A 25,395-nucleotide genomic window follows, 5' to 3' on the forward strand; every position below is an offset into this window, starting at 1 on the left:
CGCCGTGGCCGTACTCTCTCTGACCGGCCCGCTCCTCGGCGGCTGCACGGCCGCGACCGAGTCCGGGTCGGCCGACAGGACCAGCGAAGTGCCCGACTGGGACGACAAAGCCACCCCTGCGACGGTCAGCCGGCAGATGAACGTCGACCTTCCCTCCAAGGCCGGCGATGTACGCGCGGCCCGTCAGAACGGATTCCAGGACGACGGGCTGCTACTGGCCTTCACCCTCCCCACCTCCGCGGTGAACGGCTTCGTGGAGCGGCTCCGGCCCGAGAGGGAGCTGAGGCAGCGCGACGAGCCCCGCAAGAGCGTCGCGAAGCCCATGACCCCCTTCTCGCACCTCGGACTCCCCGAACCCGAGTCGTTGCCGGGCGTACGGGAAGGGCAGGTCTGCGCCCCCTGCGGCGGAGACTTGAACTCCCTGGCGATCGCGGTGCACAGGCTGGACGACAGCCAGAGCCGGGTCTACCTCAAGGCTGTCGACTGACGAGCGCGCTCCACGGCACCCTGCAACGAGTCGAACGTGCCGTCTCAGCGGCCGAGCCCCCTTGCGCGCGGCGGTCCTCTCCTGCGGCGCCGTGGTGTAGGTCGCCGTCGCCCAGCGCGACCGCGCATCTGCCCCCGGCGCGCTCTCGGCGCGGTCCGCTCGCTCCTCCCGGCCTCCCTGCGACGCATGTGACACCGGTTGTCTGGGGGGCTCGGCCCTGGGTACCCGGTGCGGGTCGCGTGACACGGATCCGCGGCCGACGGGAGGCACGAGATGTCTGCGGAATCGGCCAGAGCGATCGCACTCCCCTCCGGAGAGGAGATCTCGGCGCTCGGGCAGGGCACCTGGTATCTGGGTGAGGACCCGGCCCGGCGTACACAGGAGATCGCCGCGCTGCGGCTGGGCGTGGACCTGGGCATGACCGTCGTCGACACGGCGGAGATGTACGGCGACGGCGCAGCCGAGGAGCTCGTCGGGGAGGCCCTCCGGGGACGCCGTGACGAGGTCTTCCTCGTCAGCAAGGTGCTGCCCGGCCACGCCGACCGGAAAGGCACCGTCGCCGCCTGCGAGGGCAGCCTGCGGCGGCTCCGTGCGGAACGGCTGGACCTGTACCTGCTGCACTGGCGCGGACGGTGGCCACTCGAGGAGACCCTCGCGGGATTCACCGACCTGATGGAGGCGGGGAAGATCCGCTACTGGGGCGTGAGCAATCTGGACGTCGCCGACATGGTCGAGCTCACCGCCCTCCCCGGCGGCGACGCCGTGGCCGTCGACCAGGTGCTGTACAACCTCTCCCGGCGCGGCATTGAGTGGAATCTGCTCCCGTGGTGCCGCGAGGCCGGCGTGACGGCCATGGCCTACTCGCCGATCGAGCAGGGGCGACTGCTGAAGGTCGAGACCCTGGAGGCCGTGGCTCGGGACCTCGACGCCACGCCGACCCAGGTGGCACTCGCCTGGGTGCTGGCACAGGGAGTGGCCGCGATTCCGCGTTCCGGATCACCCGACCACGTTCGGGAGAACCGCGGCGCTGCGGACCTGGACCTCCCCGCCGAGGCGCTCGACGCCCTCGACGCGGCGTTCGCGCCGCCCAGCGGGCCCACGCCCCTGGAGATGCTCTGAGGGAGTCGCAGGACGGCGCGCTTCCCGCGCGTCGTAGGCGCTCGCCTGTGGACGCCGCTTCGGAACGCCCGCGCGTTCACGCTGCTCTGCCGGGCGAAGAGGGAGCGACCTTCGAACTCAAAGGAATGAGCTGCGCCGCCGTCGTGAAGCAGTTCGCCCTGGCGCACCACTCCGTACCGGGCTGACCAGGCGCCGGCTGGGTTGCCGGAAGCGCGGCATCAGACAGTAGGCAAGGGGTCGGTGTGAGCCCCGGAACATCCCGAGGCAGCTGACCGGACATGCGAACCGTTGTACGCTCCGGAGACCGCCCTTGACCTGCAGAGGCAGGCAGGGAGCAGACGACCCGGGAGCTTCGCCATGTTCCGCACCATGTTCAAGTCCAAGATCCACCGCGCCACCGTCACCCAGGCCGACCTGCACTACGTGGGATCGGTGACCATCGACGCGGACCTCCTCGACGCCGCCGACCTGCTGCCCGGTGAACTCGTGCACATCGTCGACATCACCAACGGCGCCCGCCTGGAGACGTACGTCATCGAGGGTGAGCGCGGCTCGGGCGTCGTCGGTATCAACGGCGCCGCCGCCCACCTCGTGCACCCCGGCGATCTCGTGATCATCATCAGTTACGCTCAGGTGACCGACGCCGAGGCGCGGTCGCTGGAGCCGCGCGTCGTGCACGTGGACCGCGACAACCGGATCGTCGCCCTGGGCGCCGATCCGTCCGAGCCGGTGCCGGGTTCGGACCAGGAGCGCAGCCCGCAGGCCGTCCCGGCCTGAGCCGCACTTCGCCGTCCGGGTCCGCACCCCATCCCGAGGAGTGCACCATGAGCGACATCCGGATCCGCGACGACCGGGGCGCCGGCCGTCTGGAGGCCCTCGCCGGGGACGAAGTGGTCGGCCGTATCGAGTACTTCGTCCTCGACGCCCCCGAGCGCGCCCTCGTCCCGGTGCACACCATCGTCGAGCCCGCTCACGAGGGCCAGGGCATCGCCGGTTCCCTCGCGCGTGAGCTGTACGCCATCGCCGGGCGCGAGGGCGTCCCCGTCGCCCCGCTCTGCCCGTACGTCGTCAAGTGGGCCGCCCGCCACCCCGAGGAGGCCCCGGCCGCCGACCCCGCACTGGTGCAGGCGGCGATGGACTGGCTGGACGCCCACCCGGGCCGGTTCTGATGCCCGGACCAGGCACACTCGCCCTGCTCCACACCTCGCCCGCGCACATCCCCGTCTTCGACGCCCTGCGCGACGAGTTCCACCCGGTGCTGCGACTGCGGCACCTCGTGGCCGAGGACCTGCTCGCCCGCGCCCGCGTCGAGGGGCCCGACGCCGTGACCGGTGACGTGCGCGCCGCGCTGGACCGGGCCGTCGCGGAGGGGGCCGGTGCCGTGCTCTGCACGTGTTCGACCATCGGCGCGGTCGCCGAGGCGGCGGGCGCCGGGGTGCCGGTACTGCGCGTGGACCGGCCGATGGCCGCCGCCGCGGTGGCCGTCGGCCCGCGCGTCGTCGTCCTGGCCACGGTGGAGAGCACCCTCGCGCCGACGGTGGCCCTGGTGGAGGAGGAAGCGCGCCGGGCCGGACGCCCGGCCGACGTCCGTACGTTCCTCGTCGACGGCGCCTTCGCCCGCTTCGAGGCGGGCGACACGCACGGTTGTGCCCGGCTCGTCGCGAAGGCCGCCGACGCGGTCACCGACGCCGACGTGATCGTCCTCGCCCAGGCCTCCATGGCCCCCGCCCAGCACCTGACGACGACCGCCGTACCGGTGCTGGCGAGCCCCCGGCCGGGCCTGGCTGCGGGAGCGGACGCGTTGCACCGACGGTGACGGGCGCCGTGTGTCGGAGGTCCTGCATGCTCCGCACCAGCGGTGACGCCCTCTACGACGGACGGCCCCCCGCCCCCTCCATCCCCACCCCATGCCTCCGATTGGCCCCACCCGGTCGGCTTCCGTGGGGCGACGGGGTGACTGGGGGCGGCGGGGTCGGGTAGGCGTGGGAAAAGTCCAGGGCCGACGTACCGACTGGCTGGAGGACATCATGAGCGAGCCGTTCCCCACTCCCGTACCGCCGAGTCCCACTCCGGGACCGGTCCCCGACCCGCAGCCGTTCCCGGATCCGGCGCCGCCGAACCCGACCCCTCCGCCGAACCCGACCCCTCCGCCGGGTCCGGGCCCCGGTCCGCAGCCCACTCCGGAGCCGCCGTCTCCGTCCCCCGTGCCGAAGCCGCCGGGGCCGGACCCCGTTCCGGAGCCCGAGCCGCAGCCGGGACCCCTCTCCTAGGAGGGCGCACGCGCGGCACACGGGCCGCCGGTCGCGCCTGACGGCCCGTCCCACGACGGCCCATGCAGGCGCACCCACCCACCCCACCCCACTGCACCGATGGCCCGGTACGGAACCCCTTCCGTACCGGGCCATCGGTCTGTCCCGCAGCGGCGTCCTACGCCTCGACCTCCGACCGGTCCCCGCCCCACAGCGTGTGGAACGAGCCCTCGCGGTCCGTGCGCCGGTAGGTGTGCGCGCCGAAGAAGTCGCGCTGGCCCTGGGTGAGGGCGGCGGGCAGACGCTCCGCCCGCAGCGCGTCGTAGTAGGCGAGCGCCGCCGCGAAACCGGGCGTCGGGACACCCTGGAGGGTGGCCGCGACGAGCACCTCGCGCCAGTTGTCCTGCGCGTCGGCGATCTCCCGGGCGAACGTCTCGTCGGAGAGCAGGCTGGGCAGGTCGGCCCGGGCGTCGTACGCCGCGCGGATGCGGTCCAGGAAGGCGGCACGGATGATGCAGCCGCCGCGCCAGATGGAGGCGACCGCGCCGAGGTCGATGTCCCAGCCGTACTCCGCGCTGCCCGCGCTGATCTCGTGGAAGCCCTGGGTGTACGACACGATCTTCGAGGCGTACAGCGCCTGCTCCACGCGGTCGGCGAAGGCCGCGGCCTCGCCCTCTCCGAGCTTGGCCGCCTTCGGGCCCGCGAGGTCGCGCGAGGCGGCCCGCAGGTCGGCGTGGCCGGACAGCGAGCGGGCGAAGACCGCCTCCGCGATGCCGGACACCGGGACGCCCAGGTCGAGGGCGATCTGCACGGTCCAGCGGCCCGTGCCCTTCTGCTCCGCGCGGTCCTGGACGACGTCCACGAACGGCTTGCCGGTCGCCTCGTCCACGTGCGAGAGGACCTCGGCGGTGATCTCGATCAGGTACGAGTCGAGCCGGCCCGTGTTCCAGGTCCGGAAGATCTCCGCGATCTGCGCGGGGGAGTACCCGGCCACGTCTCGCAGCAGCTGGTAGGCCTCGCCGATCAGCTGCATGTCGGCGTACTCGATGCCGTTGTGGACCATCTTCACGAAGTGCCCGGCGCCGTCGGGGCCGCAGTGCGTCACACAGGGGGAGCCGTCCGACGCCTTCGCGGAGATCTTCTCCAGCATCGGGCCCAGCGACGCGTACGACTCCTCGGAGCCCCCGGGCATGATGCTCGGCCCGTGCAGGGCGCCCTCCTCGCCGCCGGAGATGCCCGTGCCGACGAAGTGGATGCCCTGCTCGCGCAGCTCGCGTTCCCGGCGGCGGGTGTCGGCGAAGTGGGCGTTGCCGCCGTCGATGATCATGTCCCCGGGTTCGAGGAGCGGGGCGAACTCCTTGATCACCGCGTCGGTGGGGTCACCGGCCTTGACCATGATCACCAGGCGCCGCGGGCGCTCCAGGGCCGCCACGAACTCCTTCGCGGTCTCGGCCGCCACGAAATCGCCCTCGTGCCCGAACTCCTCCACCAGGGCGTGCGTCTTGGAGGAGGTCCGGTTGTGCAGGGCGACCGCGTAGCCGTTGCGGGCGAAGTTGCGGGCGAGGTTGCGGCCCATGACCGCGAGGCCCGTGACGCCGATCTGCGCTGAAGTGCTCATAGGTACTCCTGAGAGGTCCTGTTGCCGCTGATGCCGGTCGTGCTCGTCGTGCTCGTCAGTATTGCCCTCCGGACATCCTGACTCGCCGACGGTGTGTACGCAGAAGAACCCGTCCGCGCCTCATCGGGCGGCACCGACACACGGCATCGGGTTTCGGCCAGACCGTCCGCCGCTGACCTGAGCAAACCCTTGAAAGGGCAACAGCACGGCCGATTGCCGCCTTGTCATGGCCGGGAAGACGCGCTTACTTTTGCCGCTCCTGACGGGTGTCGAGGGGGGCTTCATCATGGCCGTGCGCGGCCGGCATCGCCGGTATCAGCCGAACAGGATCAACCGGGCCTCGCTCACCGTCACGGCGGGCGGCGCGGGCATGGCGATCCCGCTCATCGGCGCCGGTGTCGCGGACGCCGCGGACGTGGGGACCTGGAACAAGGTCGCCGCCTGCGAGTCCACCAGCAACTGGAGCATCAACACCGGCAACGGCTACTACGGCGGCCTGCAGTTCAGCCAGTCCACCTGGGAGGCGTACGGCGGCAGGGTGTACGCGCGGCGAGCGGACCTGGCCACCAAGGACCAGCAGATCGCCATCGCGGAGAAGGTGCTCAAGAGCCAGGGGCCCAAGGCCTGGCCGGTGTGCTCCGCCCGGGCGGGTCTCACCCGGGGCGGTGAGACGCCCGCCGTCGACACCTCGCCGCGCACGCCCAAGCGCACCGTCAAGGACGTGCAGCCGCAGACCACGCCGCAGTCGCAGGCGGGCACCGCCGAGATGTACACCGTCGTCCGAGGCGACACCCTCTCCGGCATCGCCGACGCGCGGCGGGTCCAGGGCGGCTGGCAGCGGCTCTACGCGGCCAACCGCGCGACCGTGGGCGCCGACCCCGACCTGATCGTCCCGGGCCAGCGGCTGAACCTGCGCGCCAAGGCCCCGACGCACACCGCGGACACGAAGGCGCCGGCCCGGAAGCCCGCCACCGGGAAGCCCGCCGAGCACAAGGCCGCCACCAAGAAGCCGGCGCCCCAGAAGCCGGCGTCGGACACGGCGACGAGGACCCACACCCTCGTCGCGCCGGTGAACGCGTCGACCGGCACGCCGTACCGCGCCGCCGGTTCCTCCTGGTCGAAGGGCTACCACACGGGCGTCGACTTCCCCGTGGCCACCGGGACCTCGGTGAAGGCGGTCGGGGCCGGTCACGTCGTCAGCGCGGGCTGGGGCGGCTCGTACGGCTACCAGGTGGTGATCCGGCACTCCGACGGGCGCTACAGCCAGTACGCCCACCTGTCCGCGATCTCCGTGCGCGGCGGGCAGAACGTGACGGCCGGGCAGCGGATCGGACGCTCCGGGTCGACGGGCAACAGCACAGGGCCCCATCTGCACTTCGAGGTGCGGACGGGACCCGGCTTCGGCAGCGACATCGACCCGGTCGCCTATCTGCGCGCGGGCGGCGTCAGGATCTGACGCGGGTGCGCCGGTGGTTGCGCCGCGGCAGCGGCACGAACGGCGCGCCGTGGAAAGGGCTGAAGTAGTCCGGCATCTCGTCGTCGGGGGCTTCCCGGTCCTCGTGCGCGCCGTCCGGGGCGGGCACCGGGACCGGTACGAAGACGTCCTCGGGGACCGTCACGACGGGGAAGACGTCCGCGGGGACCGTGGCGAGGGGCTGCTCCGCCAGCCGCGTCAGCAGTTCCTCGATCACCTCGGACGCCACCAGCCCGTCCCGCCCGGCGAGGCTCTCGGGCACGGCGAGCGCATCCGGTGCGGGGAACCCGCCCGGGCCGACCGGCGCCCGGGGGCCCGCGAACGTGTCCGGGACGACCGCGTCCGGCACGTCCACCGTCTCCGGCTCGGCGGCGGGTGCGCCGGGGGCGGCCGCCTGCGGGTCCGCGCGGCGGACGCCGCCCAGCCGCTCCGTGGTGAGCAGGATGAGTCCGCCCGCGGCCACGACACCACAGCCCAGCGCGAGCGCCGTGCCCGTGCTGCCGTAGCGGAAGGTCTCGCCGAACATCGTGATGCCCACCGCCGCCGCGACGACGGGATTGACCACCGTCAGCGTGGCGAGCGGGGCGGCGAGGCCGCCGCCCCGGTAGGAGGCCTGCGAGAGCAGCATGCCGGCCGTGGCGAGGACAGCGATGACGCCCAGGGACGGCAGGTCCGCGAGGGAGACGCCGCCCGTCCAGTCCACCGCGACCGTCTTGGTGAACACCGACGAGATGCCGAAGGCCAGACCGGCCGCGACCGCGAGCAGCACACTGCGCACCGCCGGGTGGCGGTGGGCCGCGCGGGCCGCCACCATGAGCGTCACCACCGCGCCGCCCGTCACGAGCGCCAGGACCACCCGCTGGGCGCCGCCCAGGGAATGCGATTCGGCGGTGCCGACCAGCGACAGCAGACCCGCGAGACCGACCGTCGCCATGATCGCGCCGCGCCAGGCGGTCGACCCGGCCCGGCGGCCGACGAACAGGGCGGCCATCGGGAGCGCGAACACGATCGTCAGCGCGCCGAGCGGCTGTACGAGGCTCAGCGGGCCGTAGGCGAGCGCCACCACGTGCAGCAGCCCGCCGAGGCCGTTCAGCGCGACGGCCGCCCACCAGCTCAGCCTGCGCAGCGGGGCGTAGGTCCGGTCCGGGGACGTGACCGCGACCTGCTCCTGGACGATCGCCCCGCCCGCGTAGGCGACGGCGGAGACGAGCGAGAGCACCACGGACAGCGAGAGGGCGTTCACGAGTCCCTCCTCTGCGTGCGGCGAGGGCGCTGTGCCCGGCGCGACGAACGGTCGGCTTCCATGGTTAACAACGATGCCTCGCGAAACAGTCCATGTCGTCGTCCTTGAGCAGGCATTGAGTCCTACTGCCGATGGAGTAGAGCGGGGCCCCCGTCCTCCCCAGGGTGGGTGACAGCGGCCCCCTCCCCCCGGGTGTGACCCCCTAGGGGGCTTGGTACTACTGCTGTTCGTGGACCTCGACTTCGATCTCGCCGCGCTTCGCACCCTCGGCGGCTTCTCCGTACTACGCACGGGCGTACCCCCGGGCAGCCTTCTGCCCACCCTCGCGCGGGCGTACGCACCGCCGCCGGACGACGGCGGATCGGATGTTTACGGAGATCCGATAATTTTCCGTGTCCGGAAGGTCGCGAAAAGTCTCCGGGCGCCCGAGACCAGGATCGTGGTGTCGGTGGCGCAGCAGGCGCTCGCGGCCCGGCTGTGGTCGGTCTCCCTCGGCGCCGCCGCGCTGTACGGGGCCCTGCCCGATCTGGACCCCCGGCTGCTGGCCTGGGATCCGGACGCGAGCACTCCGGAGGAACTGTGGCTCTCCGAGGTGCGCGCCCTGCCCGCGACCGCGCTCGGCGAGATGGTGCTGGACGGCCACCTCGTGCCGCTCGCGGCCGCCCTGCGGGCCCGGTACACCGTCTCCGCGCGCCTGCTCTGGGGCAACGTGGGCGCCGCCCTCGCGGGGGCCGTGCGGCTGCTCGACCGGTGGGCGCGGGAGACCGGCCGGCCGGAGGCGGCGGAGCGTGTCCGCGCCCTCGCCGCTCCGCTCCTCGCCCACCCCGACCTGTCGTGGACGCTGGCCCCCGGCACGCTCCGCCGCCGCAGTTGCTGCCTCTACTACCGGCTGCCCGGCGCGGGCCTGTGCGGCGACTGCTGCTTCGACCGGGTGCCGCGCACGAGGGCCGGTTCCCGGACACCGCGCTCTTCCCCAGGGGCCACATCTGAGTGACCATGAAGGAATCCGGCCGGTTCGACGGGAGGTTCTGGGTGCGTGTGGGACTGCTGACACGGGAGTATCCACCCGATGTCTACGGCGGCGCGGGGGTGCATGTCGAGTTCCTCGCCCGCGAGTTGAGGTCCCTCGTCGACCTGGACGTGCACTGCTGGGGCGAGGGCGCCGCGGGCGGGGTGGTCCGCCACCGGCCCTGGCCCACGCTCGACGGCGCCAACGACGCGCTGCGCACCTTCTCCGTGGACCTGGCCATCGCCGCCGCCCTCGAAGGCCGCGACCTCGTCCACTCGCACACCTGGTACGCCAACCTCGCCGGCCACTTCGGCAAGCTGCTGTACGGCATCCCGCACGTGATGACCGCCCACTCCCTGGAGCCGCTGCGCCCCTGGAAGGCGGAGCAACTGGGCGGCGGATACGCCCTGTCGAGCTGGGCGGAGCGCACGGCCGTCGAGTCGGCGGACGCCGTGATCGCCGTGTCCGGCGCGATGCGCGAGGACATCCTCGGCTGCTATCCCGAGCTGGACCCCGCCAAGGTGCGCGTCGTGCACAACGGCATCGACACCTCCCTCTACCGCCCGGACCACGGTACCGACGTCCTGGCCCGCGTCGGCCTCGACCCGGACCGCCCGTACGTCCTGTTCGTCGGCCGCATCACGCGCCAGAAGGGCGTGCCCCATCTGCTGCGCGCGGTACGGGACATCGACCCGGCCGTCCAGGTGGTGCTGTGCGCCGGCGCCCCCGACACCCCTGAGATCGACCGGGAGTTCCGCGACCTGTTCCGGGACCTGAGCGGCGTACGCGAAGGGGTGCACTGGATCCCGCAGATGCTGCCGCGTCCGGACGTCATCCAACTCCTCACGCACGCGGCCGTGTTCGTCTGCCCCTCGGTGTACGAGCCGCTCGGCATCGTCAACCTGGAGGCGATGGCCTGCGGGACGGCCGTGGTGGCCTCCCGGGTCGGCGGCATCCCCGAGGTCGTGGACCACGGACGCACCGGCCTGCTCGTGCCGGTCGAGGGGGACTTCGAGGCGCGGCTGGCCCAGGCCCTGGACTCGGTGCTCGCCGACCCGGAGACCGCCCGGCGGATGGGCGAGGCCGGACGGGAGCGGGCCGTGCGGGAGTTCGGCTGGGACGCGGTGGCACGCCGGACCGTCCAGTTGTACGAGGAAGTCCGCAAACCGGGGTAGCCGTCAGACAGGCTTAGTCGAGGAAACCGGAGCCGGCTCGATCCACGGGGCGCGGCCCGACCGGGCGTAGAGGGGCGGCGGTATGCGGCGCGGTGGACCTTCGGTGCTGGGCATCGTACTGGCGGGCGGAGAAGGCAAGAGACTCATGCCGCTCACGGCGGACCGCGCGAAACCCGCGGTCACCTTCGGCGGCACGTACCGCCTTGTCGACTTCGTGCTGTCCAACCTGGTGAACGCCGACATCCTGCGCATCTGCGTCCTGACGCAGTACAAGTCGCACTCGCTGGACCGGCACGTCACGACGACCTGGCGGATGTCGAGCCTCCTCGGCAACTACGTGACACCCGTCCCGGCCCAGCAGCGGCTCGGCCCGCGCTGGTATCTCGGCAGCGCCGACGCGATCCTGCAGTCCCTCAACCTCGTCCACGACGAACAGCCGGACTACATCGCGGTGTTCGGCGCCGACCACGTGTACCGCATGGACCCGCGGCAGATGCTGGAACAGCACATCGACGGCGGTGCCGGGGTGACCGTCGCGGGCATCCGGGTGCCCCGCGCCGACTCCTCCGCGTTCGGGATCATCACGCCGGGCTCGGACGGGCAGACCGTGCAGGGCTTCCTGGAGAAGCCCGCCGACCCGCCGGGCCTGCCGGGCGACCCCGAGTGCGTCTTCGCGTCGATGGGCAACTACATCTTCACCACCAAGGCCCTCATCGAGGCGCTCCACCAGGACGCCGAGGACGAGAACTCCGTGCACGACATGGGCGGTTCGATCCTGCCGATGCTCACCGAGCGCGGCGAGGCGCAGGTGTACGACTTCAGCGAGAACCACGTGCCCGGTGAGACGACCCGGGACCAGGGCTACTGGCGTGACGTCGGCACCCTCGACGCGTACTACGACGCCCACATGGACCTGATCGCGGAGCGCCCCGCCTTCAACCTCTACAACCGCAGCTGGCCCATCTACACCCACTCCGGTCAGCTGTCCCCGGCGCGGTTCAACGCCGGCGGCATGGCCAGCGAGTCGATCATCAGCGCGGGCTGCCTCATCCGCGGGCAGGTCACCCGGTCCGTGCTCTCGCCCGGCGTCGTCGTCGACCCCGGAGCCGTCGTGCAGGGTTCGGTCCTGCACGACAACGTCCACATAGGGCGGGGCGCGGTGGTGCGGGGCGCGGTCCTCGACAAGAACGTCGAGGTGCCTCCCGGCGCGACGATAGGCGTCAACCCCGAGCGCGACGCGGAGCTCTACACGGTCTCCAAGGGCGGAGTGATCGGCCTGGGCAAGGGCCAGCGCGTCCCGTAGGCCCGTGCGGCGGTGCGGCGGGCGCCGCTGTCACAGCACCCGCCGCCTGCGGCCCAGCCAGGTCTGGGCGATCACCACGACCGCGAGGAACGCCCCGCTGACCACCTGCTGGTAGGCGGAGTCCAGCGAGCCGATTTGGTTGATGACGTTCTGGATGACCTTCAGGAGCAGGACCCCGACCAACGAGCCGCTGATGAAGCCGAATCCGCCGGTGAGCAGCGTGCCGCCGATCACCACCGCGGAGATCGCCTCCAGCTCCATGCCGGACCCCAGGATCGTCACCCCCGACACCAGCCAGGCCGCGTTGAGGGCGCCAGCGAGTCCGGCGCACAGTCCGGACAGCGTGTAGACGGCGATCTTCGTACGGGCCACGGGGGCGCCCATCAGCGCCGCTGCGTCCTCGTTGCCGCCGACCGCGTACACGTACTGCCCGAAGCGGGTGCGCCGCAGCACGAGCGCGCCGAGGACGAACAGCGCGACGGTGATCCACACGGGCACGCCGATGCCGAGGATTGCGCCCTGGCCGAGCGTGGCGAAGAACGAGTCCGTGTCCACCCGGTAGGTCGTCGAGCCCTCGTCGGTGACCGCGAGGAGGATGCCGCGGGCGCCCAGCATCGCGGCCAGCGTGACGATGAAGGGGGCCAGCCGGGAGCGGGCGATCAGCAGCCCGTTGACCACGCCGATCAGCCCGCACACCGCCAGCGGGAGCAGCAGCGCGACCACCGTCCCGTACCGGGAGCCCCAGGCCGCGAGGACGCCGCCCAGCGCGAACAGCGAGCCCACCGACAGGTCGATGCCGCCGGTGATGATCACGAAGGTCATGCCGAGGGCGACCACGGCGAGGAACGCCGAGGACAGGGCCATGTTCCTGAGGTTGTCGCTGGTGAGGAAGGTGTCGAAGCCGATCGACGCGGCGATCATGGCGACGGCCAGGGTGACCAGGGCGCCGTGCTGCTGGGCGAAGGCGCTGAGCCGTTCGGAGCGGCCGGCGCCGGCCGGCTCCACCTCGGGGGCGGCCGGCGCGTGCGGGGGAGTGTCCACTTCGGTCGTCATCGCTTTCCCCGTTCCCTGGCCGCGTAGACGGCGAGGACGATCACCACGGCCTGGGCGATCTGGGTCCACGACGGCGGCAGATCGTGCTTGATGAGCGTGGTGGTGAGCAGCTGGATGAGGGCGGCGCCGGCGACGGTGCCGCCGATGCGGACCCGCCCCCCGCTCAGCGGGGTGCCGCCGACCACGACGGCGGTGATGGCGGACAGTTCCATCAGGTTGCCGAGGGAGGTGGGGTCGCTCGCGGTCAGGCGGGCGGTGGCCAGCACCCCGGCGATCGCGGCGAGGACGCCGGAGGCGACGTACACCAGGATCAGCACGCGGCGTACCGGCAGACCGGCGAGCCGGGCCGCGGGCCTGCTGTCGCCTATGGCCAGCAGCTGCCGGCCGAACGTCGTGCGCCGCATCACGAAGGCGACGAGCAGCGCGAGCGCGGCGGCGATCAGCACCAGGTACGGCACCCCCAGCACGGCGCCGGAGCCCAGCTCGGCCATGCCCGGGTCGCGGACGTCCTTGAGCTGGGGGAGCAGGACCAGGGCGAGTCCCCGGCCGGCGACCATCAGGGCGAGCGTCGCGACGATCGGCTGGACGCCCACGAAGGCGATCAGCGAGCCGGACGCGAGACCGATCACCGCACCGCCCACCAGCGCCGTCAGGGCCGCGACCCACGGCCCGTACCCGAGATACAGGGACAGCAGGGAGGTGGACAGGGCCATCACGGAGCCCACCGACAGGTCGACGCCCTCGCTGCCGATCGCCAGCGCCATGCCGAGCGCCACGATCAGCACCGGCGCCACCTGGACGGCCTGGGTGCGGAAGTTCTCGGCGGACAGGAAGTGCGGGGTGAAGGCCAGGTTCGCCAGGAGCAGGACGGCGACGCCCAGGTAGACGCCGTAGTCCTGGAGCAGGCGCAGCAGCCGGTCGCGGTCCGCGCTCACCCGGCCCAGGCTCAGGTCAGTCATCGTGTTCTCCGGTGCCGGGGGAGGCGGGCGGGGTCTTCTCGGGGCCGGTCGCGGCGGGCGGGCCGCCTGCCGCGACCACGGTCGCGGGGGCCGGTGTCGTGCGGGCGGTCGCGGCGGGCGCCGACGCGATGGCCCGCATCAGCCGCTCCTCGGTGACGGCGTCGCCGGTGAGCTCGTCGATCACCGCGCCGTCTTTCAGGACGATCACCCGGTCGCTGCCCTCGATGAGCTCCTCCGTGTCCGAGGAGATCAGCACCACGCCGAGGCCGTCGTCGGCCAGTTCGTCGATGAGGCGCTGCACCTCGGCCTTGGCCCCGACGTCGATGCCCCGGGTCGGCTCGTCCAGGAGCAGCACCTTGGGATGCATGGCCAGCCAGCGGGCCAGCAGGACCTTCTGCTGGTTGCCGCCCGACAGTTCGCCGACCTTCTGGTGCGGGCCCGCGGCCTTGATGCGCAGCCGCTTCATGAAGGTGTCGACGATCCGGTCCACGCGTGCCTCGTCCACCAGGCCGAACCGCGACAGCCCCGGCAGCGCGGCCAGCGCGATGTTCTCGCGGACCGAGAGCCCCGGCACGATGCCCTCCGCCTTGCGGTCCTCCGGCAGCAGGCTGATGCCGGCCCGGATCGCGGCGGGCGTCGAACCGGTGCGCACCGTCGCGCCCGCCACCACGACCCGCCCGGAGTCGACGGGCAGCGCGCCCGCGATGGCCTTAGCGGTCTCGCTGCGCCCCGATCCGAGCAGCCCGCCGAGCCCCACGACCTCGCCGGGCCGTACGCTCACGGACACCGACTGAAGGTGGTGGCGGACCGTCAGTTCCATTGCCTGCAAAACGGGTTCGGCCTGCGCGTCGTGGCCGCCGGTGAACTTGGTCAGCCCTTCGTCCCGTACGTCGCCGACGTCCCGTCCGAGCATGAGCGAGACGAGCCTGAGCCGGTCGAGGTCGGCCATCCGGCCGGTGTGCACGACCTTGCCGTCACGCAGCACGGTGACGGCGTCGCAGATCTCGTACAGCTCGTCGAGGCGGTGGCTGACGTAGATCACCGCGATCCCGCGTTCGCGCAGCATGCGGATCACCCCGAACAGGGTCCGCACCTCGCGGGGTTCGAGTGAGGAGGTCGGCTCGTCCATGACGACGACCCGGGCGTCGACCGACACCGCGCGGGCGAGGGCCACCATCTGCTGTGCGCCGACGCCCAGTTCGTGCAGCGGCCGGCGGACGTCGACCCGGATGCCGAGGCCGCGCAGTGCGTCGTCCGCCTCCCGGTGCATGCGGCGGAAGTCGATCAGGCCCAGCCGGCCGCGGGGTTCGCGGCCGAGCAGGAGGTTGCGGGCCACGCTCATCAGCGGGACGAGGTTGACCTCCTGGTAGATGGTGGAGATGCCCGCGTGCTGGGCCTGGAGCGGCGTGGCGAAGCGGACCGGGGAACCGTCGTAAACCACCTCGCCCTCGTCGGGACGGTAGACGCCGGTGAGGACCTTGATCAGGGTCGACTTGCCCGCGCCGTTCTCGCCGACGAGCGCGTGCACCTCCCCGGCGCGGGCCGTGAAGTCCACCTGGGACAGGGCCTTCACGCCGGGGAAGGTCTTGGACAGACCGGTCACCGACAGCATGTCAGTAGGCCTTGCCCAGGTCCGACTCGGCGTTGTCGGTGGTGTAGGCGCTGTCCTGGATGACGACGTCCTGCGCGACCTTGTCGCCGTTGGTGAAGGTGTCCAGGGTCTGGAAGGCGAGCGGCCCGAAGCGCGGGTTGGACTCGATGACCCCGTCGATCCAGCCGTCGACGATGCCCTGGACGGCGTTGCGGGTGCCGTCGATCGTCACGATCTTGACGGCGCCCGGCTTCTTCCCGGCACCCTTGAGGGCGTTGACGGCGCCCAGGCCCATCTCGTCGTTCTCGGCGTAGATACCGGTGATGCCGGGCTTGGACTGGATGAGGTTCTCGGTGACCGACTGGCCCTTCTCGCGCGCGAACTCACCGGTCTGCTTGAAGACGACCTTGAGACCGGGCGCCTTCTCCTTGACGCGGTCCTCGAAGCCCTTGGTGCGCTCGGTCGTCACGTTGTTGCCGGCCGCGCCGAGCAGGATGGCGATGTCGCCCTTGCCGCCGGTGGCCTCGATCATGCGGTCCGCGGCCCGTCTGCCCTGCTCGACGAAGTCCGAGCCGATGAAGCTCACGTAGTCCTTGCACGCGGTGGCGTTGATCTTGCGGTCGATGGTGACGATCGGGATGTGCTTGGCGGAGGCGGAGCGCAGCACCGGTTCCCAGCCGTCGGAGTTGAGCGGTGCGATGACCAGGAGGTCGGCGCCCTTGGCGATGAGGTCCTGGACGTCGCTGATCTGCTTGGAGAACTGCGACTGGGCGTTGGCCGTCAGCAGTTTCACGCCGCGCTTCTTGGCCTCGGCCTTGATGGAGGCCGTCTCCGCGATACGGAAGGGGTTGGCCTCCTTCTCGGACTGGGAGAAGCCGACGGTGGCGGTCTTGAGGTCGATCTTCTTGCCGCCGTAGGCGTCGATGGCGCAGGTCGGTCCGGAGCCGGCGTCGGGCGAGGCGACGACCTGGCCGGAGTCGCCCTGGCTGGTGGAGTTCTTGTCCTTCCCGTCGTCGTCCTCGGACTTGGCGCATCCGGAGACGAGCGCGAGGCTCGTGACGAGGCCGGTGGCGAGGAGGGTCCGGACGGAGGTGCGGCGGAGGAATGCGGTCGGCTTCATGGAGTCCCCAAACGGCGCGGCCCCGGCGCTGAGAGCGCTCCCGGGGATGTTCGGCTCTTGCGGTCAACTCTGCGTGCACGTCGTTCAGGGGAGGTTTTTACATCGTTGGAAGGAGGCTGTAAAGCCTTCTGTCCGAAATCCCGTCAGCGCCGGCCCAGCGTGCTCTCCCGCTCAACGAGCCTGAACTCGGCGGTGAGTTCACGCCCGCCGGGGTCCGTTCGGCCCGACAGGCTGCGCAGCAGCGAGGCCACGGCCATCCGCGCGATGGCCTGCTTGTCCGGCGAGATCGTGGTCAGCGTGACCGCCCCGAACCGGCCCTCGGCGATGTCGTCGAACCCGACCACCGCCACGTCCCACGGGACCCTCAGCCCGCGCTCGTGCAGCACTCTCATCGCACCGATCGCGACCAGGTCGTTGTACGCGAACACCGCGTCCGGGCGCACCCCCGAGTCCAGCACCCGGGCCATCGCGCGGGCGCCCTCGTCCCGGTCCCAGCCGCCGACCGGCACCACCAGCTCCTCGGGAGCGGGCACCCCGGCCGCCGCCAGCTCCGCGCGCCAGCCGGCGAGGCGCAGATGGGCGGGCCGGTTGGCCGAGTCGGTGCGGGCGCCCAGGTAGGCGATCCTCGTCCGCCCGCGGCTCAGCAGATGCCGAACGGCGGCGCGGGCCGCGGCCACGTTGTCGATGGCGATGTGGTCGTAGGGCAGGTCGTACTCCCGCTCGCCGAGCAGGACCAGCGGCACGTCGTCGGTGCGGGACCGCAGGTCCTCGGCCTCCAGCTCCAGCGGGCTCAGGATCAGACCGTCGATCACGTTGGCGCGGAAGCCCTGGCTGACCAGCACCTCCTGCTCACGGTCGCCGCGGGTGTGGTCGAGCAGCACGGTGAACTCGTGCTCGGCGGCGGCGTCGATGACGGCGCCGGCCAGCTCCGCGAAGTACGGGTTGCCGAGCTCGGGCACGGCCAGCGCGATGATGCCCGTACGGCCCTTGCGCAGGTGGCGAGCCGTCAGATTGGGGCGGTAGCCCAGCTCGTCGATGGCCTCCTGGACCTTGGCCCGCATGGCGGGAGTGACGTGCGGATAGTTGTTCACGACGTTCGAGACCGTCTTGATCGAGACGCCGGCGCGCTCCGCGACGTCCTTCAGGCTGACCCGCAAGGGATCTCCTCCGCATCGATGTACGCCCCTCTCACCGGGGCGTTTGTCATGACCCTGGACAGCGGCCGGGAGCCGTGCTCTCATGCCAACTGCCGTCCCTTCCAACGTTGTACAGACTGAAGCACCGAGCCGCCACCCTTCCTCAGCAAGGAGGATCCGTGCGCATCAGACGACTCAGAATCCGAATGGCCTTCCTGCTCGCGGCAACGCTCGGGATGGCGGGACTCACCGCCACCCCGGCCGCGACCGCCGCCGACGACCCCGTCGAGGTCCACGGGCTCAAGGGCGAGTACTACACCCAGTCCGCCCCCGGAGCCTTCGACTTCCACGAGCTCAAGGCCACCGGCTTCGACACCCACCTCGACTTCGACAACCTGGAGCCGCGCCTGGACTTCGCCACCGGACAGTCGGACGACGTCAACGTCCGCTGGACCGGCCGGATCGTGCCGGAGAAGACCGGCGCCCACACCTTCGCGATCACCGGCGACAACGGCTTCCGGCTGTGGATCGACGGGAAACCGGTCATCGACCACTGGGTCGACGACTGGGACCGCGAGCAGACCTCGGCCCCCGTGGACCTCACCGCCGGACGCGCCTACGACATCAAGGTCGAGTACTTCGAGCACTTCGGCGGCTCCAACCTCCACCTGCGCTGGACCGAACCCGGCGGCACCAAGGAGGCCGTGCCGCAGTCGGCGCTGCGCCTGCCCGCGGGCTACGACTACGACGGCGCCATCAGCACCACGGTCCTCAAGGACGGCCGCACGCTCCGCCTCGACTTCGCGCAGAAGCTGAAGGCACCGCCCGCCGGCCTCACCGACCACGTGGAGGCCGTCATCGGCGGCGCCAAGTGGCCGCTCGGCAAGGCCACGCTGGACCGGTCCGACCCCAAGGCCCTGAACATCGCGCTGAAGGAACCGGTCGTCGGCAACAAGACCGGCACCGCCCGCGGCACCGCGGACCTGCGCTACGACGGCCAGGGCGGCCTGCTCGGAGCTGACGGCAACGTTGTCAACGCGTTCTGGAGCAGCGGCCCCAACCACTCCACGTACGAACTGCGGACCAAGTGGGCGGACGACGTCGGGCCGCGCAACGCCCTGCCCGAGTACCCCCGGCCGCAGCTCACCCGCGACGCCTGGCGCAACCTCAACGGCTCGTGGCAGTTCGCCTCCGCCAAGGCGGGCGAGCAGCCGCCGGTGGGCCGGAACCTCGCCGAGAAGATCCTCGTCCCGTACCCGGTGGAGTCCCAGCTCTCCGGGATCGAACGGCACGAGGACCGCATGTGGTACCGCCGCACCTTCACCGTCCCGGCCGACTGGAAGGTCGGCTCCGGCAAGCGGCTGCGGCTCAACTTCGGCGCCGTCGACTGGCGGTCCGAGGTCTACGTGAACGGCACGAAGGTCGCCGAACACAAGGGCGGCTACGACAAGTTCAGCGCCGACATCACCGACGCGCTGAAGCCCGGCCGCACCCAGGAGCTGATCGTCGGCGTCTACGACCCGACCGACGCGCAGGGCGGCGAGAACCCGCCGGTGGGCAAGCAGCGCCTGGACCCGAGCGGCATCTGGTACACCCCGTCCTCCGGCATCTGGCAGACGGTGTGGATGGAGCCGGTCGCGGCGGACCACGTCGACGCGCTCAAGCTCGTCCCCGACGTGGCCAGGAGCCGGCTGACCGTCGAGACCGAGGGCGTCCGCGACGGACTCGCGGTCACGGCGACGGCGTACGCCGGGAAGCACAAGGTCGCCACGGTCCGGGGACGCACCGGGCAGCCGCTGGTCCTGAAGATCGACGACCCGCACCTGTGGTCGCCCGACGACCCGTTCCTGTACGACCTGAAGGTGAGCGTCGGCGGCGACCGCGTCGGCAGCTACTTCGGGATGCGGTCCATCGCCGTGGAGAAGGTGGGCGGCACCCCGCGCACCGTCCTCAACGGCAAGCCCGTCTTCATGATGGCCACCCTCGACCAGGGCTTCTGGCCGGACGGACTGCACACCGCCCCGACCGACGAGGCGCTCGCGTACGACCTGAAGCTGCACAAGCGGATGGGCTTCAACTCCGTCCGCAAGCACATCAAGGTGGAACCGGACCGCTGGTTCTACTGGGCCGACCGGCTCGGCCTGCTGGTGTGGCAGGACATGCCCGCCATGACAGCGGGCGTGAACCCGGACGCCGCGTCCCGCGCCGAGTACGAGCGCGAGATGAAGCAGATGATCGACGAGCACATCAGCAGCCCGTCGATCGTGATGTGGGTGACCTTCAACGAGGGCTGGGGCCAGTACGACGAGGCCCGCATCGCCGACCAGGCCAAGTCCTGGGACCCGACCCGGCTGGTCAACAGCATGTCGGGCATCAACCTCGGGGTCGACGGCGGCACCGGCGACATCATCGACGAGCACGGCTACCCGAGCCCGGCGCTGCCACCCCACCCGGACGGTGAACGGGCCCTGGTCAGCGGCGAGTACGGCGGTCTCGGCCTGGCGGTGCCCGGTCGCGCCTGGTCGGTGCAGCAGTCGTACGTGGACGTGGACCCCTCGACGTACACGGACGACTACCTCGCCCGGCTCGCCGAGGTGCAGAAGCTGACCTGCAAGGGAGGCAACGGCGCCGTCTACACCCAGATCTCCGACGTGGAGGGCGAGTTGAACGGCCTGGTGACGTACGACCGCAAGGTGGTCAAGCCCGACGTGCGGCGGCTCAAGGCGGCCCATGAGGCGCTGATCGGCGGCGCGTCGCAGCCGGCGCCGGCGGGCTGCTCCTGACGGCGAGGGCGCTCACCGGGCGGCACCTCCCCGCCTCCCCGGTGAGCGTCCCGCCCCCGGCCCGCCGACGGGTCGACGGCACGGTCCGCCCTCCCACAGGGGGCGGGCCGTGCCCGACCGGCGCGGCCCCGACCAGTCACCTCCCGACAGGAGCATCCCCATGCCCCTCGGCAGACGTCACTTCCTGCGGACCGGCTCCCTGACGCTGGGCGTGCTCGCCCTCGGCGCCACCGCGCCGGCCACCGCGGCCGGCCGGGCCGACGGTGTCCTGCCCGACGCCTTCACCCGGCTGCCACCCGGCAGCATCACCGCCCGCGGATGGCTCGACGGCCAGCTGCGGCTCCAACTCGCGGGCCTGTGCGGCCGCTACGCCGAGCGCTCGCACTTCCTCGACCCCGCCACGAGCGGCTGGACGCACCCGGAGAACGCCGGCTGGGAGGAACTCCCTTACTGGCTGCGCGGATACGTCCCCCTCGCCATCGCCACCCGGGACTCCGCGGCCCTCGACGCGGCCCGCCGCTGGATCGACGCGATCCTCGCCACCCAGCAGAGCGACGGCTTCTTCGGCCCCCGCGCCCTGCGCACCTCGCTGAACGGGGGCCCCGACTTCTGGCCCTTCCTCCCGCTGCTCCAAGCCCTGCGCAGCTACGAGGAGTACGCGCACGACCGGCGCGTCGTGCCCTTCCTCACCCGCTTCCTGCGGTTCGTGAACGCCCAGGGACGCGGCGCGTTCGACACCAGCTGGGTCTCCCTGCGGTGGGGCGACGGCATCGACGTGGCCCTGTGGCTCCACCGCCGCACAGGGGACGCCTTCCTGCTCGACCTGGTCGACAAGATGCACGCCTACGGCGCCGACTGGACCGGCGAGCTGCCCACCCCGCACAACGTCAACATCGCGCAGGGCTTCCGTGAACCGGCCCAGTACGCCCAGTGCTCCGGAGCCGACGAGCTGACCCGGGCCACCTACCATATGTACGACCAAGTCATGCGCGCCTACGGTCAGTTCCCCGGGGGCGGGATCGCCGGCGACGAGAACCTCAGGCCCGGCTTCGGCGACCCCCGGCAGGGCTTCGAGACCTGCGGAATCGTCGAGTTCATGGCCAGCCACGAGCTGCTCACCCGGATCACCGGCGACCCCGTCTGGGCGGACCGCTGCGAGGACCTCGCCTTCAACCTGCTGCCCGCCTCCCTCGCCCCCGAGGGCCGCGCGGTGCACTACGTCACCAGCGCCAACAGCGTCGACCTGGACAACTCCCGCAAGACGCAAGGGCAGTTCCAGAACGGCTTCGCCATGCAGGCGTACCAGCCGGGCGTCGACCAGTACCGCTGCTGCCCGCACAACTACGGCATGGGCTGGCCCTACTTCACCGAGGAGCTGTGGCTGGCCACACCCGACCGGGGGCTGGCCGCCGCCATGTACGCACCCTGCCGGGTCGAGGCGCGGGTCGCCGGCGGCACGACCGTCACGGTGACCGAGGACACCGACTACCCCTTCGGCGAGACGGTCACCTTCACGATGGGCACCCCGCGCCGCGTCGCCTTCCCCCTGCTGCTGCGGATCCCGGGCTGGTGCACCACGCCCGCCCTCCAGGTGAACGGGCGCTCCGTGCCGGCCCCGAGCGGACCGGCGTTCGTCCGCGTCGACCGCACCTGGGCCGACGGCGACACCGTGACGCTGCGCCTGCCGCAGCGCACCACCCTGCGCACCTGGCACGGCAACCACGACTCCGTGAGCGTCGACCACGGACCCCTCACCTACGCGCTGCGGATCGGCGAGGAGTACGTCCGCACCGCCGGGAGCGAGACCTTTCCCGAGTACGACGTCCACGCCACCAGCCCCTGGAACTACGGCCTCGTACCCGGCGGTTCGCTCGACCTCCGGCGGGCGGACGGACCGGTCGCGGGCAATCCGTTCACCCACGCCACCAGCCCGGTCCGCATCACCGCGCAGGCGCGCCGCATCCCCGAATGGGTCGCGGACGACGAGCGGGTGGTCACGCCCCTCCAGCAGAGTCCGGCGCACAGCGACGCGCCCGTGGAGAGCGTCACGCTGATCCCGATGGGCGCGGCGCGGCTGCGGATCACGTCCTTCCTGACGGCCGCGCCGGAGGGGAAGCCGTGGACGCCGGAGCCCGCCTTCCGGCGCATCCAGAACAAGCACAGCGGGAAGGTGCTGGCGGTGGACAACATGTCCACGGTGAACAGCGCCCGGGTGGTCCAGTTCGACAACTCCGGTACGGGCGACCACGCGTGGCAGCGGATCGACCGGGGCGACGGCTGGTTCCTGGTCCGCAACGGCCACAGCGGCAAGGTGCTGGGGGTGGACGGCATGTCGACCGCGAACAGCGCCCGGGTGGTGCAGTTCGAGGACAACGGGACCGAGGACCACCTGTGGGCCTTCGACGACCGGGGCGACGGCTGGTTCCTGGTGCGCAACCGGCACAGCGGCAAGGTGCTGGGGGTGGACGGCATGTCGACGCAGAACAGCGCCCAGGTGGTGCAGTTCGAGGACAACGGCACGGACGACCACCTCTGGCGCTTCCTCTGACCTCGCACGACCGGGCTCGTCCGACCGACCGCGGGGCGGGCCCGGCCGCGACTCTTGACGAGTACACGTACACGACGAAGAATGAGCGCGCTGTGCGCTTGACAACGTTGTCCAAGCTGAGGAGGCGTTCCCGCCCATGAGATGGACCCAACGGCTACGCGGTGCGGGAATGGCGGTCGCCGCCGCCGCACTGCTCGGCGGCTCCCTCGCCGCACCGGCCGCCCAGGCGGCGGACCGGCAGGCCGGCCCGCTGACCGACCTGGTCAATCCCTTCATCGGTACGGAGAACGAGGGCAACACCTATCCGGGGGCCGCGGTCCCGTTCGGCATGGTGCAGTTCTCGCCGGACACCGGCCACAACACCGGCTACGACTACTCGCACGACCACATCCGCGGCTTCTCCCTCGTCCACCTGTCGGGCGTCGGCTGCGGCCTCGGCGGCGACCTGGCCGTGCTGCCGACGACCGGGGACGTCACGCGGACCGACTACGCCGCGTACCAGGCCGAGTTCGGCCACGACGACGAGAGCGCCACCCCCGGCTACTACCGGGTCGGCCTGAAGACCGGCATCGAGGCCGAGCTGACCGCCACGGAACGCACCGGCGTGCAGCGGTACACCTTCCCGGCGACCGACAAGGCCAACGTCCTGCTGAACGCGGGCCAGTCGCTGCACCGGGGGATCACCACCGAGGTCGAGATCCTCGACAACCGGACGGTGCGCACCGCGATCACCGGCAGCGGCTTCTGTCAGGACACGAAGCCCTACACCGTCTACACGGTCACCCGCTTCGACCGGCCCTTCGAGACATCCGGCACCTGGAACGGCGACACCGTCACCACGGGTTCCAGGAAGTCGGTGAGCACCGGACGCAACGGCGCCTTCGTCCGCTTCGACACCACCGGCGACCGCACGGTCGAGGCGACCACCGCCCTGTCGTACGTGGACGCGCGGGGCGCCGCGCTCAACCTCCGCTCCGAGGGCGGCCGTTCCTTCGACGCGGTGCGCGCGGCGGCCCACCGTTCCTGGGAGGACAGGCTCGACGACGTACGGGTGAAGGGAGGCGGCGACACCCTGCGCCGCACGTTCTACTCCTCCCTGTACCGGTCGTTCCTCGCGCCCAACATCGGCAGCGACGCCGACGGCCGCTACACCGGCTGGGACCAGCGGATCCACCGCGCGAAGGGGTTCACGTACTACCAGAACTGGTCGCTGTGGGACACCTACCGCACCCAGTCGCAACTGCTGTCCCTGCTCGCGCCGCGTGAGGCCCGCGACATGGCGATCTCGGTCGTCAGGATCGACGAGGAGAGCGGCTGGCTGCCCAAGTGGGGCTACGGCACGGTCGAGACCAACATCATGACCGGCGACCCCGTCACCCCCTTCCTCACCAACGCCTACCAGCAGGGGCTGCTCAAGGGGTACGAGGAGCGGGCCTACCGCGCGCTGAGGAAGAACGCCGACGGGGTGCCGCCCGCCGACTCGCCCGCCGTCGGCCGCGAGGCCAACAAGGAGTACCTGGCGAACGGCTTCGCGCCCTACGTCAAGGGGCGCCCGCACGTGAAGCCCGGCGACTCGGACTACGACCACGGAGCGTCCGCGACCCTGGAGTACGCCCTGTCGGACGCCATGCTGGCCGAGATGGCGCGCGACCTCGGGCACGAGGCGGACGCCGCGCGTTACGCCGGACGGGCGCAGAACTACCGGAAGATCTTCGACGACTCGACCGGGTTCTTCCGCGCGCGGGACGCCGCCGGCGCCTTCACCGGACCGGAGGACCCGGCCCGGAGCGAGGGCTTCCACGAGGGCACGTCCTGGCAGTACCAGTGGCTCGTCCCGCAGGACCTGCCGGGCATGGTGGACCTGATCGGCGGCAAGCAGGCGGCCAACGAACGGCTCGACTCGTTCTTCGCCTACGAGGAGCTGCTGAAGGACCCCGCGAAGACGGCACGCGAGGTGTGGGTCAACGGTCCCTACGACTACTACAACGCCGACAAGTACAACCCGCAGAACGAGCCGGACCTGATCGCCCCGTACACGTACCTGTCCACGGGTGAGCCGTGGAAGACCACGGACGTGGTGCACGCGGCGCTCACCCTGTTCACCGACACGCCGACCGGCATGACGGGCAACGACGACCTGGGCACGATGTCCGCCTGGAACGTCCTGTCGTCCATCGGTGTCTTCCCGGTGCAGCCCGGCTACGACAGCTGGGGCCTGTCCACCCCCGTCTTCGAGCGGGTCGACCTCACCCTGGACCGGCGCTACTACCCGCGCGGCGCCCTCACGGTGACGGCGCCGGGTACCTCCGACGACGCCCGGTACATCCAGTCGGCGCGCGTGGACGGCGACGCCTACGACCGCACGTATCTGACGACGGACGGGCTGCGCGACATGCGCTCGCTCGCCTTCACCGTCGGCACCGAACCGTCCGGATGGGGGACGTCCGAAGAGGCGGCACCGCCCGCCCTGAACTGACCCCGCACACCTCCCGCGGCGCCTGCGTCCCGCCCCTCCTCGAGGGGCGGGA

The 25,395-nt window shown here is 71.6% G+C and carries 19 protein-coding genes; 12 read left to right on the forward strand and 7 right to left on the reverse strand.

Going from position 1 to position 25,395, the window contains the following annotated elements; all coding sequences use genetic code 11:
- Window positions 1-4 precede the first annotated feature (4 nt).
- From ACZ4VA_RS30930 to ACZ4VA_RS30950, 5 genes are all read left to right on the forward strand, one after another.
- Window positions 5-487 (forward strand): hypothetical protein, encoded by a 483-nt coding sequence (locus ACZ4VA_RS30930; RefSeq protein WP_355779856.1) that lies wholly within the window; start codon window positions 5-7, stop codon window positions 485-487.
- A 273-nt stretch (window positions 488-760) separates the two neighbouring features.
- The gene (locus tag ACZ4VA_RS30935) at window positions 761-1,606 is read left to right on the forward strand and encodes an aldo/keto reductase (protein ID WP_468083309.1); all 846 of its coding nucleotides are present in this window, start codon (window positions 761-763) and stop codon (window positions 1,604-1,606) included.
- A gap of 357 nt (window positions 1,607-1,963) precedes the next feature.
- Window positions 1,964-2,383, forward strand: coding sequence for an aspartate 1-decarboxylase (gene panD / locus ACZ4VA_RS30940; protein ID WP_356165189.1), 420 nt, complete (start codon window positions 1,964-1,966; stop codon window positions 2,381-2,383).
- A 47-nt stretch (window positions 2,384-2,430) separates the two neighbouring features.
- Window positions 2,431-2,775: a GNAT family N-acetyltransferase gene (locus ACZ4VA_RS30945; RefSeq protein ID WP_355795223.1), complete on the forward strand. Its 345-nt coding sequence runs from the start codon at window positions 2,431-2,433 to the stop codon at window positions 2,773-2,775.
- Window positions 2,775-3,422 carry an arylsulfatase gene (locus tag ACZ4VA_RS30950; RefSeq protein WP_356165193.1) on the forward strand — a complete coding sequence of 216 codons (648 nt, stop codon included), beginning with the start codon at window positions 2,775-2,777 and terminating at the stop codon, window positions 3,420-3,422. Before ACZ4VA_RS30945 ends, ACZ4VA_RS30950 begins: the two co-directional genes overlap by 1 nt.
- Before the next feature lie 611 nt (window positions 3,423-4,033).
- Here the strand turns inward: ACZ4VA_RS30950 and gndA are convergent.
- Window positions 4,034-5,473 carry an NADP-dependent phosphogluconate dehydrogenase gene (gndA, locus tag ACZ4VA_RS30955; protein ID WP_356165196.1) on the reverse strand — a complete coding sequence of 480 codons (1,440 nt, stop codon included), beginning with the start codon at window positions 5,471-5,473 and terminating at the stop codon, window positions 4,034-4,036.
- A 286-nt stretch (window positions 5,474-5,759) separates the two neighbouring features.
- Here gndA and ACZ4VA_RS30960 point away from each other — a divergent pair, with 286 nt between their 5' ends.
- A complete protein-coding gene (locus ACZ4VA_RS30960; RefSeq protein ID WP_355793785.1) occupies window positions 5,760-6,929 on the forward strand; it encodes a transglycosylase family protein in 1,170 nt (389 codons plus the stop codon).
- On the opposite strand, the gene ACZ4VA_RS30965 is transcribed toward ACZ4VA_RS30960, so the two are convergent.
- Entirely contained in the window at window positions 6,919-8,190 is a 1,272-nt protein-coding gene (locus ACZ4VA_RS30965) for a DMT family transporter (protein ID WP_468083313.1), read from the reverse strand. The two genes, ACZ4VA_RS30960 and ACZ4VA_RS30965, sit on opposite strands and share 11 nt — an antisense overlap.
- Before the next feature lie 211 nt (window positions 8,191-8,401).
- Between ACZ4VA_RS30965 and ACZ4VA_RS30970 the strand changes: the two genes are divergently transcribed.
- The 3 genes from ACZ4VA_RS30970 (at window position 8,402) to glgC (ending at window position 11,677) form a co-directional block, all read left to right on the forward strand.
- A complete protein-coding gene (locus ACZ4VA_RS30970) occupies window positions 8,402-9,184 on the forward strand; it encodes a (2Fe-2S)-binding protein (RefSeq protein WP_468083315.1) in 783 nt (260 codons plus the stop codon).
- Between the two features lie 38 nt (window positions 9,185-9,222).
- A complete protein-coding gene (gene glgA, locus ACZ4VA_RS30975) occupies window positions 9,223-10,374 on the forward strand; it encodes a glycogen synthase (protein ID WP_355793932.1) in 1,152 nt (383 codons plus the stop codon).
- A gap of 82 nt (window positions 10,375-10,456) precedes the next feature.
- Window positions 10,457-11,677: a glucose-1-phosphate adenylyltransferase gene (gene glgC / locus ACZ4VA_RS30980; protein ID WP_402375240.1), complete on the forward strand. Its 1,221-nt coding sequence runs from the start codon at window positions 10,457-10,459 to the stop codon at window positions 11,675-11,677.
- Between the two features lie 30 nt (window positions 11,678-11,707).
- Here glgC and ACZ4VA_RS30985 read toward each other — a convergent pair whose 3' ends face one another.
- The 5 genes from ACZ4VA_RS30985 to ACZ4VA_RS31005 form a co-directional block, all read right to left on the reverse strand.
- Window positions 11,708-12,730 (reverse strand): ABC transporter permease, encoded by a 1,023-nt coding sequence (locus ACZ4VA_RS30985; protein WP_356165209.1) that lies wholly within the window; start codon window positions 12,728-12,730, stop codon window positions 11,708-11,710.
- Complete coding sequence (locus ACZ4VA_RS30990; protein ID WP_356241681.1) at window positions 12,727-13,689, reverse strand: ABC transporter permease; 963 nt, start codon at window positions 13,687-13,689, stop codon at window positions 12,727-12,729. The genes ACZ4VA_RS30985 and ACZ4VA_RS30990 overlap by 4 nt, the downstream gene beginning before the upstream one ends.
- The gene (locus ACZ4VA_RS30995; RefSeq protein WP_388905935.1) at window positions 13,682-15,301 is read right to left on the reverse strand and encodes a sugar ABC transporter ATP-binding protein; all 1,620 of its coding nucleotides are present in this window, start codon (window positions 15,299-15,301) and stop codon (window positions 13,682-13,684) included. The genes ACZ4VA_RS30990 and ACZ4VA_RS30995 overlap by 8 nt, the downstream gene beginning before the upstream one ends.
- A gap of 1 nt (window position 15,302) precedes the next feature.
- Window positions 15,303-16,400 (reverse strand): ABC transporter substrate-binding protein, encoded by a 1,098-nt coding sequence (locus ACZ4VA_RS31000; RefSeq protein WP_468083319.1) that lies wholly within the window; start codon window positions 16,398-16,400, stop codon window positions 15,303-15,305.
- 143 nt (window positions 16,401-16,543) lie between these two features.
- A complete protein-coding gene (locus ACZ4VA_RS31005) occupies window positions 16,544-17,557 on the reverse strand; it encodes a LacI family DNA-binding transcriptional regulator (RefSeq protein ID WP_355784804.1) in 1,014 nt (337 codons plus the stop codon).
- Between the two features lie 158 nt (window positions 17,558-17,715).
- On the opposite strand from ACZ4VA_RS31005, the gene ACZ4VA_RS31010 reads away from it, so the two are divergent.
- The 3 genes from ACZ4VA_RS31010 to ACZ4VA_RS31020 all read left to right on the forward strand — a co-directional run bounded on the left by ACZ4VA_RS31010 (window position 17,716) and on the right by ACZ4VA_RS31020 (window position 25,343).
- Window positions 17,716-20,319 carry a PA14 domain-containing protein gene (locus ACZ4VA_RS31010; RefSeq protein ID WP_468083321.1) on the forward strand — a complete coding sequence of 868 codons (2,604 nt, stop codon included), beginning with the start codon at window positions 17,716-17,718 and terminating at the stop codon, window positions 20,317-20,319.
- Window positions 20,320-20,479: 160 nt separating this feature from the next.
- Window positions 20,480-22,867, forward strand: coding sequence for an RICIN domain-containing protein (locus tag ACZ4VA_RS31015; protein WP_468083322.1), 2,388 nt, complete (start codon window positions 20,480-20,482; stop codon window positions 22,865-22,867).
- Window positions 22,868-23,003: 136 nt separating this feature from the next.
- Window positions 23,004-25,343: a GH92 family glycosyl hydrolase gene (locus ACZ4VA_RS31020; protein WP_468083324.1), complete on the forward strand. Its 2,340-nt coding sequence runs from the start codon at window positions 23,004-23,006 to the stop codon at window positions 25,341-25,343.
- Window positions 25,344-25,395 lie beyond the last annotated feature (52 nt).

The organism is Streptomyces sp. NPDC028308 (assembly GCF_055565855.1).

Bases quoted from the DNA above. Each gene is read 5' to 3' on its own strand.
- ACZ4VA_RS30935 (WP_468083309.1), top strand. From the start codon at position 761: ATGTCTGCGGAATCGGCCAGAGCGATCGCACTCCCCTCCGGAGAGGAG.
- panD (WP_356165189.1), top strand. From the start codon at position 1,964: ATGTTCCGCACCATGTTCAAGTCCAAGATCCACCGCGCCACCGTCACC.
- ACZ4VA_RS30945 (WP_355795223.1), top strand. From the start codon at position 2,431: ATGAGCGACATCCGGATCCGCGACGACCGGGGCGCCGGCCGTCTGGAG.
- ACZ4VA_RS30950 (WP_356165193.1), top strand. From the start codon at position 2,775: ATGCCCGGACCAGGCACACTCGCCCTGCTCCACACCTCGCCCGCGCAC.
- gndA (WP_356165196.1), bottom strand. From the start codon at position 5,473: ATGAGCACTTCAGCGCAGATCGGCGTCACGGGCCTCGCGGTCATGGGC.
- ACZ4VA_RS30960 (WP_355793785.1), top strand. From the start codon at position 5,760: ATGGCCGTGCGCGGCCGGCATCGCCGGTATCAGCCGAACAGGATCAAC.
- glgC (WP_402375240.1), top strand. From the start codon at position 10,457: ATGCGGCGCGGTGGACCTTCGGTGCTGGGCATCGTACTGGCGGGCGGA.
- ACZ4VA_RS30985 (WP_356165209.1), bottom strand. From the start codon at position 12,730: ATGACGACCGAAGTGGACACTCCCCCGCACGCGCCGGCCGCCCCCGAG.
- ACZ4VA_RS30990 (WP_356241681.1), bottom strand. From the start codon at position 13,689: ATGACTGACCTGAGCCTGGGCCGGGTGAGCGCGGACCGCGACCGGCTG.
- ACZ4VA_RS30995 (WP_388905935.1), bottom strand. From the start codon at position 15,301: ATGCTGTCGGTGACCGGTCTGTCCAAGACCTTCCCCGGCGTGAAGGCC.
- ACZ4VA_RS31000 (WP_468083319.1), bottom strand. From the start codon at position 16,400: ATGAAGCCGACCGCATTCCTCCGCCGCACCTCCGTCCGGACCCTCCTC.
- ACZ4VA_RS31015 (WP_468083322.1), top strand. From the start codon at position 20,480: ATGCCCCTCGGCAGACGTCACTTCCTGCGGACCGGCTCCCTGACGCTG.
- ACZ4VA_RS31020 (WP_468083324.1), top strand. From the start codon at position 23,004: ATGAGATGGACCCAACGGCTACGCGGTGCGGGAATGGCGGTCGCCGCC.